At 52.5% G+C, this 14,775-nt stretch carries 15 protein-coding genes and 1 riboswitch; of the genes, 6 read left to right on the top strand and 9 right to left on the bottom strand.

The window, feature by feature from the left end; all coding sequences use genetic code 11:
* Window positions 1-6: 6 nt before the first annotated feature.
* Window positions 7-594 carry a YqgE/AlgH family protein gene (locus FKM97_RS06665; RefSeq protein WP_144291588.1) on the bottom strand — a complete coding sequence of 196 codons (588 nt, stop codon included), beginning with the start codon at window positions 592-594 and terminating at the stop codon, window positions 7-9.
* Between the two features lie 160 nt (window positions 595-754).
* Here FKM97_RS06665 and FKM97_RS06670 point away from each other — a divergent pair, with 160 nt between their 5' ends.
* Complete coding sequence (locus tag FKM97_RS06670; protein ID WP_144291589.1) at window positions 755-1,588, top strand: protein-disulfide reductase DsbD domain-containing protein; 834 nt, start codon at window positions 755-757, stop codon at window positions 1,586-1,588.
* Between the two features lie 36 nt (window positions 1,589-1,624).
* Complete coding sequence (locus FKM97_RS06675) at window positions 1,625-2,113, top strand: peroxiredoxin (RefSeq protein ID WP_144291590.1); 489 nt, start codon at window positions 1,625-1,627, stop codon at window positions 2,111-2,113.
* A gap of 49 nt (window positions 2,114-2,162) precedes the next feature.
* Here FKM97_RS06675 and rnhA read toward each other — a convergent pair whose 3' ends face one another.
* The gene (gene rnhA, locus FKM97_RS06680; protein ID WP_144291591.1) at window positions 2,163-2,615 is read right to left on the bottom strand and encodes a ribonuclease HI; all 453 of its coding nucleotides are present in this window, start codon (window positions 2,613-2,615) and stop codon (window positions 2,163-2,165) included.
* A 15-nt stretch (window positions 2,616-2,630) separates the two neighbouring features.
* On the bottom strand, window positions 2,631-3,599 hold the full coding sequence (ispH, locus tag FKM97_RS06685) for a 4-hydroxy-3-methylbut-2-enyl diphosphate reductase (RefSeq protein ID WP_144291592.1): 969 nt from the start codon (window positions 3,597-3,599) through the stop codon (window positions 2,631-2,633).
* 219 nt (window positions 3,600-3,818) lie between these two features.
* A riboswitch (glycine riboswitch) is annotated at window positions 3,819-3,904 on the top strand.
* Window positions 3,905-4,069: 165 nt separating this feature from the next.
* Between ispH and gcvT the strand changes: the two genes are divergently transcribed.
* From gcvT to gcvPB, 4 genes are read left to right on the top strand one after another with little or no spacing between them, the layout of a single operon-like run.
* Window positions 4,070-5,197 (top strand): glycine cleavage system aminomethyltransferase GcvT, encoded by a 1,128-nt coding sequence (gene gcvT, locus FKM97_RS06690; protein ID WP_144291593.1) that lies wholly within the window; start codon window positions 4,070-4,072, stop codon window positions 5,195-5,197.
* 22 nt (window positions 5,198-5,219) lie between these two features.
* Window positions 5,220-5,597 (top strand): glycine cleavage system protein GcvH, encoded by a 378-nt coding sequence (gene gcvH, locus FKM97_RS06695; RefSeq protein WP_144291594.1) that lies wholly within the window; start codon window positions 5,220-5,222, stop codon window positions 5,595-5,597.
* On the top strand, window positions 5,597-6,943 hold the full coding sequence (gcvPA, locus tag FKM97_RS06700; protein ID WP_144291595.1) for an aminomethyl-transferring glycine dehydrogenase subunit GcvPA: 1,347 nt from the start codon (window positions 5,597-5,599) through the stop codon (window positions 6,941-6,943). The genes gcvH and gcvPA overlap by 1 nt, the downstream gene beginning before the upstream one ends.
* Window positions 6,940-8,508 (top strand): aminomethyl-transferring glycine dehydrogenase subunit GcvPB, encoded by a 1,569-nt coding sequence (gene gcvPB / locus FKM97_RS06705; RefSeq protein WP_144291596.1) that lies wholly within the window; start codon window positions 6,940-6,942, stop codon window positions 8,506-8,508. The genes gcvPA and gcvPB overlap by 4 nt, the downstream gene beginning before the upstream one ends.
* Before the next feature lie 77 nt (window positions 8,509-8,585).
* Here gcvPB and FKM97_RS06710 read toward each other — a convergent pair whose 3' ends face one another.
* The 6 genes from FKM97_RS06710 to smc all read right to left on the bottom strand — a co-directional run bounded on the left by FKM97_RS06710 (window position 8,586) and on the right by smc (window position 14,754).
* Window positions 8,586-9,071 (bottom strand): F0F1 ATP synthase subunit B family protein, encoded by a 486-nt coding sequence (locus FKM97_RS06710; protein WP_144291597.1) that lies wholly within the window; start codon window positions 9,069-9,071, stop codon window positions 8,586-8,588.
* A 2-nt stretch (window positions 9,072-9,073) separates the two neighbouring features.
* A complete protein-coding gene (locus FKM97_RS06715; protein ID WP_144291598.1) occupies window positions 9,074-9,559 on the bottom strand; it encodes a F0F1 ATP synthase subunit B family protein in 486 nt (161 codons plus the stop codon).
* Between the two features lie 67 nt (window positions 9,560-9,626).
* On the bottom strand, window positions 9,627-9,854 hold the full coding sequence (locus FKM97_RS06720) for a F0F1 ATP synthase subunit C (RefSeq protein WP_144291599.1): 228 nt from the start codon (window positions 9,852-9,854) through the stop codon (window positions 9,627-9,629).
* 24 nt (window positions 9,855-9,878) lie between these two features.
* Window positions 9,879-10,598 carry a F0F1 ATP synthase subunit A gene (locus FKM97_RS06725; RefSeq protein WP_281290080.1) on the bottom strand — a complete coding sequence of 240 codons (720 nt, stop codon included), beginning with the start codon at window positions 10,596-10,598 and terminating at the stop codon, window positions 9,879-9,881.
* A gap of 123 nt (window positions 10,599-10,721) precedes the next feature.
* Window positions 10,722-11,069 carry an AtpZ/AtpI family protein gene (locus tag FKM97_RS06730; protein ID WP_144291600.1) on the bottom strand — a complete coding sequence of 116 codons (348 nt, stop codon included), beginning with the start codon at window positions 11,067-11,069 and terminating at the stop codon, window positions 10,722-10,724.
* Between the two features lie 229 nt (window positions 11,070-11,298).
* Window positions 11,299-14,754 carry a chromosome segregation protein SMC gene (gene smc / locus FKM97_RS06735; RefSeq protein ID WP_144291601.1) on the bottom strand — a complete coding sequence of 1,152 codons (3,456 nt, stop codon included), beginning with the start codon at window positions 14,752-14,754 and terminating at the stop codon, window positions 11,299-11,301.
* Window positions 14,755-14,775 lie beyond the last annotated feature (21 nt).

Raw genomic sequence — 14,775 nt, forward strand, 5'->3', positions numbered from 1 at the left:
CCTGATTTATGCGTGACCCGCTTCAGTGGAGAGGAGCCGCAGGTCTACACCAATTTTGCTCAATGCTTTCTCGTATTTTTCCGAAGTTCTCTCATGAAAAAGGAGATCTTCGTCTGGGTCGCAGAACAACCAGCCGTTTTGTCTGAACTCTTGCTCGAGTTGTCCTGGTCCCCATCCTGCATAACCAAGAGCAAGCAGCGCATGGCGGGGACCCTCACCGAACGCAATTGCTCTCAGTACATCGATGGTTGCGGTCAATCCAATTCCTTCCTCTATGGGAAGGGTGGACTCGTCAGAATGGTAATCTGAGGTGTGAATAACAAATCCCCGGCTCCTTTCCACCGGCCCGCCGACATAAACCAGCCTCTTAAGAGTGTCCGGGGCGAGGCAGATCCCCTCTGGCGCCGGAAGAATTCCGAGACGTCCAAGGAGGTCGGGGAAGGAGATATTTTCGGCGGGTTTATTCAGGACGATGCCCATCGCCCCGTCTGCCGAGTGAGCGCAAAGAAAAACCACCGCGCGGTTAAAATCCTCGTCAATCACACTGGGCATTGCGATAAGGATCTTGCCATGGAGATATGGACTCGATCGCATGAAGCCACCTCTCAATTGCTTTCAAAATACCGCGTTTCACAGCGCAGGCAAGAGGGTGCTGATATCCCCCTGGCTGACACAAACGTGACTTGATGTTGCATGCATCTCGCTGGTCTACGCCACTGGCGGGATTATGATTAGGAATTGAAAGATTTTAGAATTGCGACTGCTGACACCAAACAATTTATTCGTTCCTGCGGTCCTTGCGCTGGCCCTGTTGGCTTTCTGCGGGGATGCTCGCGCACAGACTTCAAGGTCGATTGCGGACACTGAGCACAGCAAAGTGGAACTCATGATTGCGGGCCAGGAGGCAGGTGAGATATTAGCTGGTGTTAGAATAAGGCTCGGCCCTGGATGGAAGACTTATTGGAAGTTTCCTGGGGATGCCGGCGTCCCACCCAGTTTCGATTGGACAGGATCACAAAACCTCGCTTCTGCAGAGGTGCAGTGGCCGGCACCAAAGCGATTTGTCAGCTATGGCGAAACAATCATAGGGTATGAAGACGAAGTCATATTCCCAATTAAAATTCGCCCCAGGGATAGTAAAGAGTCCATTAGCCTGTCCTTGTCACTCTTCTACGCAGTTTGCCGCAATGTGTGTGTACCCGTTCAAATAGAGGCCTCGGCTAGTTTGGAGCCTGGTGCGGTGTCTAAGCAGCATCGGAAAGACCTCGATCACTTTCTGGACCGGGTGCCTAAAGAAAAAGTAGAAGGTCTCACCCTCAATTCAACGGCTTTCGTTGTCAAAGGCGAAAAGGACTTTCTAGAAGTGTCAGCGAACATTTCTGATCCGGCCACGCCAGTTGACATTTTTGTTGAGGGAGAAGGGGCGCAGAGTTTTGGAGCTCCTGTTCTAGGTAAGGTGGACAGTCGGACCACGACCTTCTTGTTGCCCCTCCATGGTCAAAAGGGACATGCAGCTACGGAGAATGAGTTGACCATAACCATGGTGCAAGGCGATAAGGCCATCGCTAACCAAGTGTATTTGCCGTAATTTGCTGGCGACGAAAATCCGTTATCGAGGGATGAAATGATTGCAGTTGGAGAGGCTCTTCCAGTTTCTCAGTTTACCAAAGTCACGGAAGAGGGAGTAAAGAATTACTCCACTGAGGAAATATTCTCTGGGAAGAAAGTCGTATTATTTGCGGTCCCAGGAGCATTTACCCCAACTTGTCATCTCAAACATTTGCCGGGATTTATTCGCGAGGCGGATAAAATCCGGAAAATGGGTGTTGATGACATTGTTTGCATTTCCGTAAATGACGCTTTTGTCTTGGACGCTTGGGGGAAGTCCACGGGTGCGCAAGATAGAGTCACGTTCCTTGCGGACGGAAACGCAGATTTCACCCGGAAGTTGGGCCTTGAACTTGATGGGTCTGGTTTCGGTATGGGAACACGATCTCGGCGTTACGCCATGATTGTGCAAAACGGTGTGGTTAAGAACTTTTTTTTAGAGAGCAAACCGAGCGAAGCAGAGGTCAGTGGGGCGGATAGTGTGCTGGCCGCCTTGAGTAAATAACTGGCCGAACCGGTTACGCAATCCCGGAAAGACAACACGGAATCGACGGTTAGTCGGATCTCGATTTATTATTTGCGAGACCTTGCCGAGCGAGAAAATCTGCTCGCTCGTTTTCCAAGTGGCCGTCATGACCTCTTACCCAGTGCCATGTGACCTGATGCGTCTCTAATGCTGCTGCGAGCCTTTGCCACAACTCGATATTTTTCACAGGCTTGTTAGCCGCTGTTTTCCAGCCATTGGTTCTCCAACGAAAGATCCATTTGGAGATACCATCGCGGACATATACCGAGTCTGTATAAAGATCCACTATGCAGGGTCGTTTCAACGCCTCGAGCGCTTCAATAGCCGCGGTTAGTTCCATGCGGTTATTGGTCGTCTCGCTGGCACCGCCGGAAATCTCCCGGTCCACCGACCCATAGCGGAGGATTGCTCCCCAACCGCCTGGGCCTGGATTACCCGAGCATGCGCCGTCGGTAAAGATCTCAACATTTTGGCGAGGCATGGAGGATTACGAGAATTATTGAGCTGCTGCTTGTCGTAATTCTCTCGGTAATTTGAACGAGACGGATTCTTTCCGGGTTTCGATCACTTCGACCTGAACGTCGAAACGTTGACGGAAAGCGGAAACGACTTCCTGCACAAGGATTTCGGGGGCTGAAGCGCCAGCGGTAATTCCTAGTGTTTCAATACCTTCAACCATATTCCACGAGATATCAGCTGCGCGCTGAACAAGCATAGAGCGCTCACAACCAGATTTCTTAGCAACTTCGACGAGTCGTTGAGAGTTCGAACTGTTGGGTGCGCCCACTACAAGCAGCATGTCACAGCGTGGCGCCATCTCCTTCACCACTTCCTGTCGGTTTGTCGTCGCGTAACAAATATCGGCCTTATGAGGTCCGACGATCTGTGGAAAGCGACGCCGTAAGACGGCGATGACATCCTTGGTATCATCTACGGAGAGGGTCGTCTGCGTGATATAAGCAAGCTTCTCCGGGTTCTGAGGCTCAAAGATTTCCGCTTGCTCCACAGTTTCCACCAAAGTGATCGCGCCTTTGGGTAACTGGCCCATCGTCCCAATTACTTCAGGGTGGCCGGTGTGGCCGATTAAAAGGATCTCCAGGCCACGCTCGAAATGCCGTTCGGCCTCCATATGGACTTTTGAGACCAGCGGGCACGTTGCATCCAGGAAAAACAAATTTCGGTCTTGTGCCGCCTCGGGTACAGATTTAGGTACCCCATGCGCCGAGAAGATAACGGGGCGGTCTCCTTCAGGAAGTTCATCTAGCTCTTCCACGAAGATTGCGCCCTTCCGTTCAAGATCCTCAACCACATAGCGATTATGGACAATCTCGTGGCGAACATACACGGGCGCGCCATATCTCTCCAGCGCAAGCTCAACAATTTCGATAGCCCGAACCACACCAGCGCAAAATCCACGCGGAGCGCCCATTAGAATGGTCAATGGTCGTTTTTCAGTGGTGAGCATTAAGCACCTGCTTCGGGCCAAAACGTTGAACTGATATAGGAGAGGGGAGGGGGGGAATGTCAAGGTTTCCTGGCGACGTATGTCATCTGCGCTGTAATCTTGACGAAGGAATGATCATTTCTCGCAGGCTGGCAGACTCGTAACGGCTTGACATGACCGCTTCAAAAGCTAGTTTAGCTGTTGGTGCGGCATCTAACGATGTCGACCATAAGTCACATGCCTGCCTCAGCGGGAGAGACCGTTCGATCGGCGCCGAAGGAGAAACCGCCCCGGAAACTCTCAGGCAACAGGACCGTTGAGGCTAATGCAAATCTGGAAAGCAGCGGCTTTTTGGGCCGCTCACCGATGGGGTAAGTCGAGCTTTATGTGCCAATAGGCATGTTAAGCTAACGAATCTCTCAGGTATCGAGACAGATGGGGTCGGTTCGGACAGTGTCCGAAGCTGATGGGCCAATTGTTTCGTGAGAGATATGACAGACACTCAAGCCGCGATACGCACTCCTCTATTTGACCTTCATGAGCGCCTGAATGGCCGCATGGTTTCCTTCGCTGGATACATGCTCCCAGTCCAATACACCGCTGGCATACTCGCTGAGCACCTATGGACGCGAGAGAGTGCAAGTCTTTTTGATGTGTCGCACATGGGCCAGATCTGGCTAACGGCACCTTCAAGAGTGGCTGAGGCTCTTGAAACTCTGGTTCCCGGAGACATCAAAGGGCTTTCGACGGGCCAGATTCGTTACACACAGTTAACGAATGAGCAGGGCGGCATCATTGATGATCTTTTAGTCACTCTCATGCCGACCTTCGAGTCTGGAGAACGGTTGTTTCTCGTCTTGAACGCCTCGCGGAAGCAGGATGACCTTGTCCACATACAAGAAAGGTTGGCGGGGCGTGCTCACATCGAGAGACTAGACGATCGAGCTCTTCTGGCACTGCAAGGCCCTGCGGCGTTCCATGTCCTTCGCAGGGTTCTGCCCATCGTTGAAACGCTACGGTTTATGACATCTGCCACGGCAGTTCTTGGCGACAAAGAAGTGTTTGTGAGCCGGTCAGGGTATACCGGTGAGGACGGCTTTGAGATCTCATTGCCCTCGTGCCTCGCCACCTCTTTTGCTGAAGCTCTTCTCGCCGACCCTGCTGTAAAGCCAGCGGGCCTTGGAGCCCGCGATTCGCTCAGGATGGAGGCCGGACTTTGCCTCTATGGACAGGACCTAGACGAAACAACAAGTCCTATAGAGGCTGGGCTTTCTTGGTCAGTGAGCAGAAGGCGCAGAGAGCAGGGGGGATTTCTTGGGTATGGGCGGATTGCCGAAGAGCTAAGAGTCGGGCCGAAAAGACGGCTGGTTGGACTGCGCCTCGAGGGCCGAACACCTGCTCGACGGGGCGAATTGATCACCAGCGCCGATGGGAATTTCGTAGGCAAGGTTACATCAGGAGGCTTCGGGCCCTCAGCCAACTGTCCAATCGCCCTGGGTTATGTGGATGCGAACTTCACGGCAAAGGGATCTACTGTGAATCTCATGGTCAGAGAAAGATCCCTTCCGGCGGAGATAGTTCAATTGCCGTTCATACGTCATCGGTATGTGAAGGATTGATCATGCAAGGAAGGCTTTTTGTATGGATGCACTGAAATTCACTAAGGACCATGAATGGATCCGGTTGGAGGGGCAAGTGGCAACTGTGGGGATCACGCAATTCGCTCAGGAACAATTGGGCGATGTGGTCTTCGTCGAACTTCCGACGTTGGGACAGACCTTCCAACGAGGTGGAGAAGTCGCGGTTGTTGAGTCGGTCAAGGCTGCCAGCGATATTTTTTCGCCGGTGTCCGGGGAAGTCATTGAAGTCAACGCGAAGCTCGAGGGCGAGCCATCATTGGTGAATAGTGATCCCGAGGGAGAGGGATGGTTTCTTAAAATGAGCGTATCAAACCTGGCAGAGCTCGCCGATCTTTTGACGAGGCAGGAGTATGAGGAATTTACTAAGGAAGATCACTGATGCGTTATCTTCCTCACACTGACGAAGACCGTAAGGCGATGCTGGCTGCTATCGGCGTCAACTCCATTGATGATCTGTTTGTCGATGTTCCACCCCAAGCACGTTTGCTTGGGACAGTTGAGCTCCCGAAGCGAAAGACAGAGCAGGAGGTAGAACGTCTTCTGTCAAAGATGGCCGCCAAAAATGTGCCGGCAAGTGATGTGCCGTTTTTCGTGGGAGCGGGTGCATACAAACATCACGTGCCTGCCACGGTTGACCATCTTATTCAGCGCTCGGAGTTTTTGACCTCTTACACCCCGTATCAGCCGGAGATATCACAGGGGACGTTACAATATCTCTTCGAGTTTCAGACCCAGGTATCGCTAATCACAGGCATGGATGTGGCGAATGCATCTATGTATGACGGGTCGACTGGATGTGGCGAAGCCGTTCTTATGGCGGAACGTATCACTAAACGCAAGAAATCGATATTATCGGGGGGGCTTCATCCCCATTATTGTAAAGTTGTTCAAAATCTGGCCAAGTTCGGAGGCTCGGAATGTGTGACTTTGTCCCCGAGCACGAATGATGGAGATGTTTGCAGTGGGCGCATTGATGAGACCACAGCGTGCATCGTGGTGCAGAACCCCAACGTTTTCGGTGAGCTTATCGATCTCGGACCTATTGCTGAAGCTGCCCACAGAAATGGTGCTCTCCTCATCGCAGTGGTGACAGAAATTATTTCACTGGGAGCAATTAAATCGCCGGGCGATTCTGGGGCGGACATAGTCGTCGCTGAGGGCCAGTCTCTTGGTGTCGGCCTTAATTTCGGTGGCCCCTATTTGGGCCTCTTCGCAACCCGTGAGAAGTACCTCCGGCAAATGCCGGGACGAATTTGTGGTCAAACGGCTGATGCAGACGGGAGACGGGGCTTTGTGTTGACCCTGTCTTCGAGGGAGCAACATATCCGTCGCGAGAAGGCGACAAGCAACATTTGCACGAATTCGGGACTGTGTTGTTTGGCATTTACTATTCACCTTTCACTCTTGGGTGAACGAGGTCTTACCTCTCTGGCTGCCATTAACCATCACAATGCCTGTGCATTAGCGGATGTTCTCAGCGAGGTGGATGGGGTTGAAGTTCTCAACGAACGCTTCTTCAATGAATTCACAATCCGTACGCCTCAGCCCAGTGTTGATGTAATCGAAAAATTAGCCTCAAAAGGTGTTCTTGGCGGGGTGCCGGTATCAAGATTGCTCCCTGACCATCCTGACCTCAGTAACTTGATTATCGTTGCTGCTACCGAGGTAAACAGTGACGACGATCGAGAGACTTACCGAGACCGCCTGAGTGAGATACTGACATGAACCGTAACGGACGCACAACAACTCCTTTTGGATTGTTAAAAAAAGACCCTTCAAAAAGTTTTACTGGTAACGAGGGACTGGAAATCAATGAACCCTTACTCTTTGAAGTTGGTCGTACGAACACTTCCGGGGTAGACATTGATTTTCCTGCGAGTCTGGAAGACCGGTTGGGAGGCTTCAAAAGAACTCGGCCGTTGGGGCTTGCGGGGTTATCCGAACCAGAAGCGATGCGCCATTATGTTAGGCTCTCGCGGCGGAATTTTGCCATCGATCTCGGCCTCTATCCGCTTGGTTCATGCACCATGAAGCACAACCCAAGGCTGAATGAAAAACTGGCGCGGCTTTCAGGCTTTGGGGATGTCCATCCGCTGCAACCTTTGAGTACTGTCCAGGGAGCACTCGAGGTCATTCATGTGCTTGCGCATTGGCTCAGGACGCTCACCGGAATGCCAACGGTGGCAATGTCCCCAAAAGCGGGAGCCCATGGCGAGATGTGTGGGATGATGGCCATACGGGCTGCGTTAGATGCACGCGGGGAGGATCGAAAGATTGTTTTGGTGCCTGAATCTGCGCACGGCACCAATCCGGCTACGGCGGCCTACCTCGGCTATACGACGCGCACTATAGCCGTGCGCAGCGACGGTACTGTCGATCCGGATGACGTTGAACGCCAACTATCAAGTGATGTCGCAGCCATCATGCTGACAAATCCAAACACTTGCGGGCTGTTCGAACGGGACATCGTCGGCATATCGGACGCGGTCCATAACGCCGGTGCGTTCTTCTACTGCGACGGCGCCAATTTCAATGCAATTGCCGGTTTGGTCCGTCCCGGCGATCTTGGTATTGATGCTATGCACATCAACTTGCACAAGACCTTCTCCACTCCGCATGGAGGAGGCGGACCTGGTGCAGGACCGGTGGTGTTGTCGGAGGCTTTAACTCCATTCGCGCCCCTGCCTTACGTTGTGTATGCCGACGGCCAATACCAGCTGGTAGAACATGAAGGCGAAGCAAGTGTCGAAGCCTGCCCATTCGGACGAATGACGGCCTTTCACGGACAAATGGGCATGTTTGTTCGTGCTCTCAGCTATATGCTCAGTCATGGTGCAGACGGTATCCAACAGGCATCCAGAGATGCAGTGTTGAACGCCAATTATGTTCGCGCTGGCCTAGAGGATGTCATGAGCCTTCCGTTTAGCCAATTGAGGTCCATGCATGAGGTGCTCTTTGACGACACCTTCCTAAAGGGGACCGGGGTGAGCACATTGGATTTTGCGAAGGCGATGATTGACGAGGGTTTCCACCCTATGACCGTCTATTTTCCGCTTGTGGTCCATGGAGCCATGTTAATCGAACCGACCGAGTCAGAATCGCGAGAGGCCCTTGATCAATTCGTTGCGACGATGCGGAAGCTCGTCAATGCAGCGACATCCGGCGATCGCGAACGATTCATCGGGGCACCGCGTTTTACACCAGTCGGTCGGCTAGACGAAACCAGAGCAGCTCGACAACCCATTTTGCGCTGGACGGGCAATGCCGATCATCTTGACGCTGCTGAGTAAAGCATGAGGGGTAATCGTCCCCTCATGCGTTACGAAAGCTCATGAGGGAGACTGTCCGCTCAGGCGGTTACCAGAACCTACTGAATTCTGTTGTTTAGAGCTGCAATGCTGTCTTCAACCAATTTGGAGCCGTTGGGGCCACGCATGGTTTCCGCCATGATTTTGGCCGCCGCGGAGATCGCTAAATCGGCAGCAACCGCACGTACATCCTTAACTGCCTGCTCTTCTGCCTGTTGGATCTTCAAATCAGCGAGTTTTCTGCGCCTGTCGAGGAGCTCAGCAAGCTTTCGTCTTGTCTCTCCAGCAAGGGCGCGAGCGTCCTCTCTGGCAAGGGCTATAATCTCGGTAGCCTCCTGCTCAGCTTCGCGCTGGCGTTGTTGAGCGCTTGCGAGCATAAGCTGTGCTTCCTCGCGCAGGCGCTGGGCTTCCGCAAGGTCCTGCCTTATCCGCGAGGAGCGGGAATCAAGTGCAGCGATAGCCTTGTTATGAACGCCCATATAACCCAACAGGGCCAAAAACAGGATGAAGGAGATTAAAACCCAGAATTCCGGGGTACTTAACATGTCTATACCCCCTTGAGATTCTCGACCGTTCCTCGGAGCAGCAGGGGGTCGGTTTGGTCCCCTGTTAACGCGAGGATTATTTCGCGTGCACTGTCGGCCGCGATCTCAGTGATATCCGACAATGCGCTCAGCCGCGTGGCCGAGATTCTGGCTTCTGCAGAGGCCAGTTTTGTATCAAGCTCCACCTCCACTCCATGCCGCTCCTTTTCGAGCTCAGCCGAGATCTGGCTGCGCATTTCCACGTGAATGATGTGGGCTCGAGCGCGTGCTTCCGCCAACGCAGTTGCATATAATTCCGCAGACCGTGTTGCCTCCTGCTGAAGGCGGGACGCCTCGTCGAGATCTCCGGCTATTCGACTGGTCCTTTGCTCGATGACACCTCCAACCTTGGGAAGCGCAAACCGCGACATCACCAGATAAAGAATTATGAATGTGATCACCAACCAGGCGATTTGCGGTGGAAACGTGTTGAAATCAAACTGCGGCATCGCCCTGCCTCACCTCATTACTCTTAGGATCTGTTCGTCGCGGCGCACCTCATCCAAGGGCGGTTGATCAGAATACGAACAAAATGATCAGTGCAACCACTAGACCAAACAATCCTGTCGCCTCGGCAAGCGCAAAGCCCAGAAGAAGGTTGGCAAATTGACCAGGTGCTGCGGCTGGATTACGAAGAGCTCCCTGCAAGTAGCTTCCAAAGATCATTCCAATCCCAAGGCCAGCCCCTACGAGTGCTATTGAAGCTAGGCCCGCACCGATAAACTTTGCTGCTTCCGCGTCCATTTCGAAGAACTCCTAAGATATTAATCAGTGATGCATGTTTATGGCATCGTTCAGGTAGATACAGGTAAGAACCGCGAAGACGTAAGCCTGAAGAAAGGCCACCAACACTTCGAGCCCCGTAATGCCTACCATTACGACAAGTGGAACCCAACCAGCCAATACACCCATGCCGACCACGAAAGCGCCAAAAACTTTCAACATCGTGTGGCCCGCAAGCATGTTGGCAAAAAGTCGAACGGAAAGGCTGATGGGTCTAGTGAAGTAAGAGATCACCTCGATGACAACCAACAGGGGAAGAAGAACTGTCGGAACTCCGGAAGGAACAAAGATTTTGAGATAGCCGACTCCGTGCTTGGCAAATCCAACCAGAGTTGCAGCCACAAAAACCATGAGGGCAAGAGCAAAAGTTACAATGAGATGGCTTGTCACTGTAAAGGAATAAGGAATCATTCCCAACATATTGCTGATCAAGATAAAAATAAACAAAGTGAACACAAAAGGAAAATATGGTCGCCCACCTTCACCAATGGTGTCGCGCATCATATTCGCTACAAATTCGTAAGCAATTTCTGCAATCGACTGCATACGACCTGGAATCAATCGCGCGGCTGGTGCAAGCATAAGTAGGCTCGCTGCAGCAATGGCAATTACCATCCATAAACTTGCATTGGTAAAGTGCAGGTCGAAGCTGCCGATAGTAATATCGATCAGCGACTTAACCTCGAACTGGTGCATAGGATCGATATGGAGGCCAGCTGAGGCTGTCGGATCGGTAACGGCGTGCTCCAATCCCGCCGTTGCATTGTCTTCTACTGCCACCGGTTCAGTCCCCATATTCGCTGCTGGCCAAGAATTCCGGCCGTCGCCTTACTTCTCTAGATCAACGCTATCGCGAAGCAAATCGGCTTGCTGCCGCGTTGCCTCTACACGAGCTGCACGCAACACATTCATAATTCCCGCTGCTGCGCCTAACGGTAAAAATAGCAACAGAAACCAGGGCCTTGTGTCCAGCCAAGCGTCAAGAAACCACCCAAATACGAAACCTACCAAAATTGCAACGCCCAACTCGGTAGCAACACGCATGCCGAAGCTATATGCGGCCCCCTTCGCAGGACGTTTGCGTTCGACTTGCTCAATCGACGCCTTCGCGCGAAGCAGACGCCTATTGAAATCGTCGGTCTTTTCAGATCGTTGAGCCCCACCGTTGTCGCTCAAACTAATAGCCCTCGCGACTATGGAGGCGACCACCGAGCCGCCGTAAAGTCGCGCGCAAGATAGAGATGAGGGTAAAAGCTGTCAAGCTCACGGGTAGGAAAGGCAACTCATTGAAACTTATGGGCGTTCTCAATTTTCGCTGTGATCGACAGAAGATGCGTCATTCGACCGCCGGTGGTGGACGCGTATCGGATCCTTCGAGCGTGGAATTGGTCCATACGCAATGAGCTTATCCCGCCTGGCGAAGCGCTGGAGAGGTTTCAAGGTTCACCGACACAAGTTGACTAACCCCACGCTCGATCATGGTCACTCCATACAGCCGATGCATGCGCGACATGGTGACGGGGTGGTGAGTGACGACCAGGAATCGGGTATCTACGCGGCTCAACATCACGTCTAGCAAAGTGCAAAAACGGCCAACGTTCGCGTCATCCAGGGATGCGTCAACCTCATCGAGAACACAAATTGGCGTGGGGCTTGTCAAGAACACCGCGAAGATTAACGATATTGCAGTCAGCGCCTGCTCACCACCTGAAAGTAGCGAAAGCAGCTGAGGTCGTTTTCCGGGCGGATGGGCAACAATTTCCAACCCCGCTTCAAGCGGATCCTCAGATTCTGTGAGCTTTAGCTCGGCATTGCCGCCCTCAAATAAGCGCTGGAAAAGGTAGCTGAAATTAGTTTTGACGGCGGAGAAAGAATTCAGAAGGCGTTGCCTCGCCTCAGCATTAAGTGAGCTAATCGCCAGTCTTAGTTTCTGTATTGCGGCAATAATATCTTCTCGTTCTGCCGTCAGGCTCTGAATTTCTGCTCCAACACGTTCACTCTCCTCAGCCGCCCTCAGGTTGACAGCGCCAAGTTGATCCCGGGCATCTTTGAGTTTGCCGATGTCTTTCGCTAGTTTTTGAATTGGGAGCTCAAGCAAAGTCGGCATGTTCGCTGCCCGTAACGCGCCAGCCGGATCGGTCCCTAGAGAAGCCATGATCCGGTCCCTGCACTCCGCCAGCCTTAGGTGAAGTCCTGACAAGTGTTCTGTTTGACGGGCCTGTTGCTCGCGGATCCCGGATAACGCCTCTGTAAAAAGCCTGAGTTGTCGTTCGGCTTCAGTAAAACTCCTTTCGACTTCCGCAAGCTCGTTTTCGGTTCGCAGACATTCATTATCAGCATCAATCAGGGCGTTCTCTGCCCCGATTCGCTGAGTCTCAATGAGGGAGGGCAGTGTGGCCAAGTCGGCAAGCTTGGTTCGAGCGTTTGCCAAGCGCATTTGGAGGTTTTCGATTTGGCTGACAGCTCTGCGCGTACGCTCATGCCACTCCATTTGATCGCGCCGAACTGCATTCAGACGATCTCGCCGAAACCGGATTTCGTTTTCAAGACTTTCAAGATAGGTGCGCGCCTTTGCATGAACATCGCGCTGATGTGTTAGTGCCAGTCGCGTTCGAGAGACTTCGTCCCTGAGAGTGTCAAGCGGCTCCATCGATTCAAGTTGCAGAGAGGTGGTGTTAACCGACGAGATCACATGTGATAGCTCAGCATCAAGCCTTGCGACAGCCTGTGCAAGGGCATCCTGCTTAGTTCTGCGTTCGACAGCTCTCCGCTCAAGTGCAACGATTTGAGACCAAATTGACTCGCGCTTCTCGTGGACGCTACGCAGTTTATCTCGTTGATTGTGCTCATGAGCGCGCAATTCATCCAAATGAGCTCTCACTCTTCCGAACGCGGCACGCATCTCTATCGCAGCCCGCTCAGCGTCCTTGGCTTGCTGATTGAGTTCGCTCAGTCGATTTCGCTCAGCAAGACGAATTGCAGCGGCCGAGTTTGCTCCAGACGTCACTGTGAAGCCGTCCCAGCGCCAAAGATCACCATTCTGCGATACCAGACACTGACCAGGACGAAGAGATCTTTGTAAAACAGGTCCGTCTCCGGGCTGCACAATACCTATGGCTCCCAGACTTCTTTGCAAAGACTCCGTCGCTCTAACATGGGCGGCCATTGGCACCGCATTGGCCGGAAGGGGGGGCATAACACCCAAGGGGGGAAGTCGGGCCCAATGAACGGGTGCCGCTTCGTCACTCGTGGCATCAAGTGAATCGCCCAACGCTGCTGCAAGGGCTCTCTCATATCCGGGGTCCACATCAAGTTTGTCGAGGATCGGGGGCCAAAGCTCTCTGTTCGGGACCGCCAAAATCTTTCCTAACGTGCGTGCCTCAGCCAACAGCGTATCAGCCCGGCGCCGTGCCTGCTCCTGCTTGTCACGTACGACCGCCTCTTCGTGGTTGGCGAGAAGGCTCTCCTCCTCGATCTCAGCGATAATGCGCTCATGAGATTCGGCTTCTTTTGCTAGCTGTGAAGCAGATTTCATCAAAGATTGAAGTTGTTGCTCTTGCTCGCTCGGACCAGAAAGAAGTTGAAGTTTCGTCAGTGCATCATTGTATTCGCTTTCGAGTAGGCTTAGTCGAGACTGAAGCTCCAAAAGAGAATTTTCGGCAGCACTTCTGTTGGAGATACACCGCGTGTAAACTGCATATGAATGATCAGAGTCATCCTGAAGTTTGGATAGAAGTTCGCTGGCTTCCGTGAAGGCAGCGGTAGCAGCTCCCATCATTTTCTCGTCTGATGAGGAAAGATCGGATAAATTCTCCTCGTCACCATTAAGGCGAATTAAAATTTGATGACCGTCAGATAAAATTTGTTGTTCCCGCTCAAAATCAAGCAAAATCTGTCTGATCTGAGTATTTAGATCTTGATTTTGATTATTTAGTTGCTGTTCTTTTCCTGCAAGTTCTGCTATCTGCACCCGTAATCGCATGGCACCCGTTTTTTTGGCCGCGACCCCGCTCCGTAACATTTGAAGCGCCGCGGTGGACTCATCATATGCAAGCTCCGCGGTTGACTTGTTCAGAGTTGCGTCAGAAAGTTGGGCCATTATATTGCAAAGAATGGTTTCCTCACGACGAACCGATTCTTGGGTCTCTAGCCACGCGCGATAAAGCAGTCCTGCTTCCAATTTCCTGATCTCTGCGGAAAGATCTTTGTATCTCTGTGCTTGACGACTTTGTTTCTTTAAGCTTGCAAGCTGAGTGTGCTGTTGAGCGAGGATGTCTTCAAGGCGAGACAGGTTAGATTCCGCTCCTCCAAGTTTAAGCTCCGCCTCATGTCGCCGGGCATGCAGGCCCGTGACACCTGCGGCCTCTTCCAGAATCCTACGACGCGCTGCGGGTTTTGCTCCGATGAGCTCGCTGATCTGTCCTTGTCTGACGAGCGCCGGCGAACGCGCACCTGTTGAGGCATCCGCAAAGAGGAGATGGATATCGCGCGCTCTAACGTCGCGCCCGTTGATTCGGTAAAACGATCCAACATCGCGCTCAAGCCGGCGAGAGATCTCGATAGATTCGTCGCTCGCGAAATCTGAATGCTGCCCGTTATGAGGAATGGAGACGTGGAGGGCGACATCAGCGATGTTTCGGGAGGGTCTGTTAGCAGTTCCGGAAAAGATGACGTCATCCATTGCCGAAGCTCGCATTGTTTTATGCGAGTTCTCTCCCATCACCCAACGAAGAGCTTCCAGAAGATTGGATTTTCCACAGCCGTTAGGCCCCACTATCCCCGTAAGGCCGGTGTCAATAATAAGTTCAGTAGGCTCTACGAAGGATTTAAAGCCGGCCAGCCGCAGTCGCGTGAATTTCATTCCGGCGTTTGCGGGCGGGAT

The organism is Rhodoligotrophos appendicifer (assembly GCF_007474605.1).
GTDB classification, from domain to species: domain Bacteria; phylum Pseudomonadota; class Alphaproteobacteria; order Rhizobiales; family Im1; genus Rhodoligotrophos; species Rhodoligotrophos appendicifer.

Coding starts and splice junctions, on each gene's coding strand:
- gcvH (WP_144291594.1), top strand. CDS start 5,220: ATGGATGCACTGAAATTCACTAAGGACCATGAATGGATCCGGTTGGAG.
- smc (WP_144291601.1), bottom strand. CDS start 14,754: ATGAAATTCACGCGACTGCGGCTGGCCGGCTTTAAATCCTTCGTAGAG.
- FKM97_RS06715 (WP_144291598.1), bottom strand. CDS start 9,559: ATGCCGCAGTTTGATTTCAACACGTTTCCACCGCAAATCGCCTGGTTG.
- FKM97_RS06720 (WP_144291599.1), bottom strand. CDS start 9,854: ATGGACGCGGAAGCAGCAAAGTTTATCGGTGCGGGCCTAGCTTCAATA.
- gcvPB (WP_144291596.1), top strand. CDS start 6,940: ATGAACCGTAACGGACGCACAACAACTCCTTTTGGATTGTTAAAAAAA.
- FKM97_RS06675 (WP_144291590.1), top strand. CDS start 1,625: ATGATTGCAGTTGGAGAGGCTCTTCCAGTTTCTCAGTTTACCAAAGTC.
- gcvPA (WP_144291595.1), top strand. CDS start 5,597: ATGCGTTATCTTCCTCACACTGACGAAGACCGTAAGGCGATGCTGGCT.
- gcvT (WP_144291593.1), top strand. CDS start 4,070: ATGACAGACACTCAAGCCGCGATACGCACTCCTCTATTTGACCTTCAT.
- ispH (WP_144291592.1), bottom strand. CDS start 3,599: ATGCTCACCACTGAAAAACGACCATTGACCATTCTAATGGGCGCTCCG.
- FKM97_RS06665 (WP_144291588.1), bottom strand. CDS start 594: ATGCGATCGAGTCCATATCTCCATGGCAAGATCCTTATCGCAATGCCC.
- FKM97_RS06710 (WP_144291597.1), bottom strand. CDS start 9,071: ATGTTAAGTACCCCGGAATTCTGGGTTTTAATCTCCTTCATCCTGTTT.
- rnhA (WP_144291591.1), bottom strand. CDS start 2,615: ATGCCTCGCCAAAATGTTGAGATCTTTACCGACGGCGCATGCTCGGGT.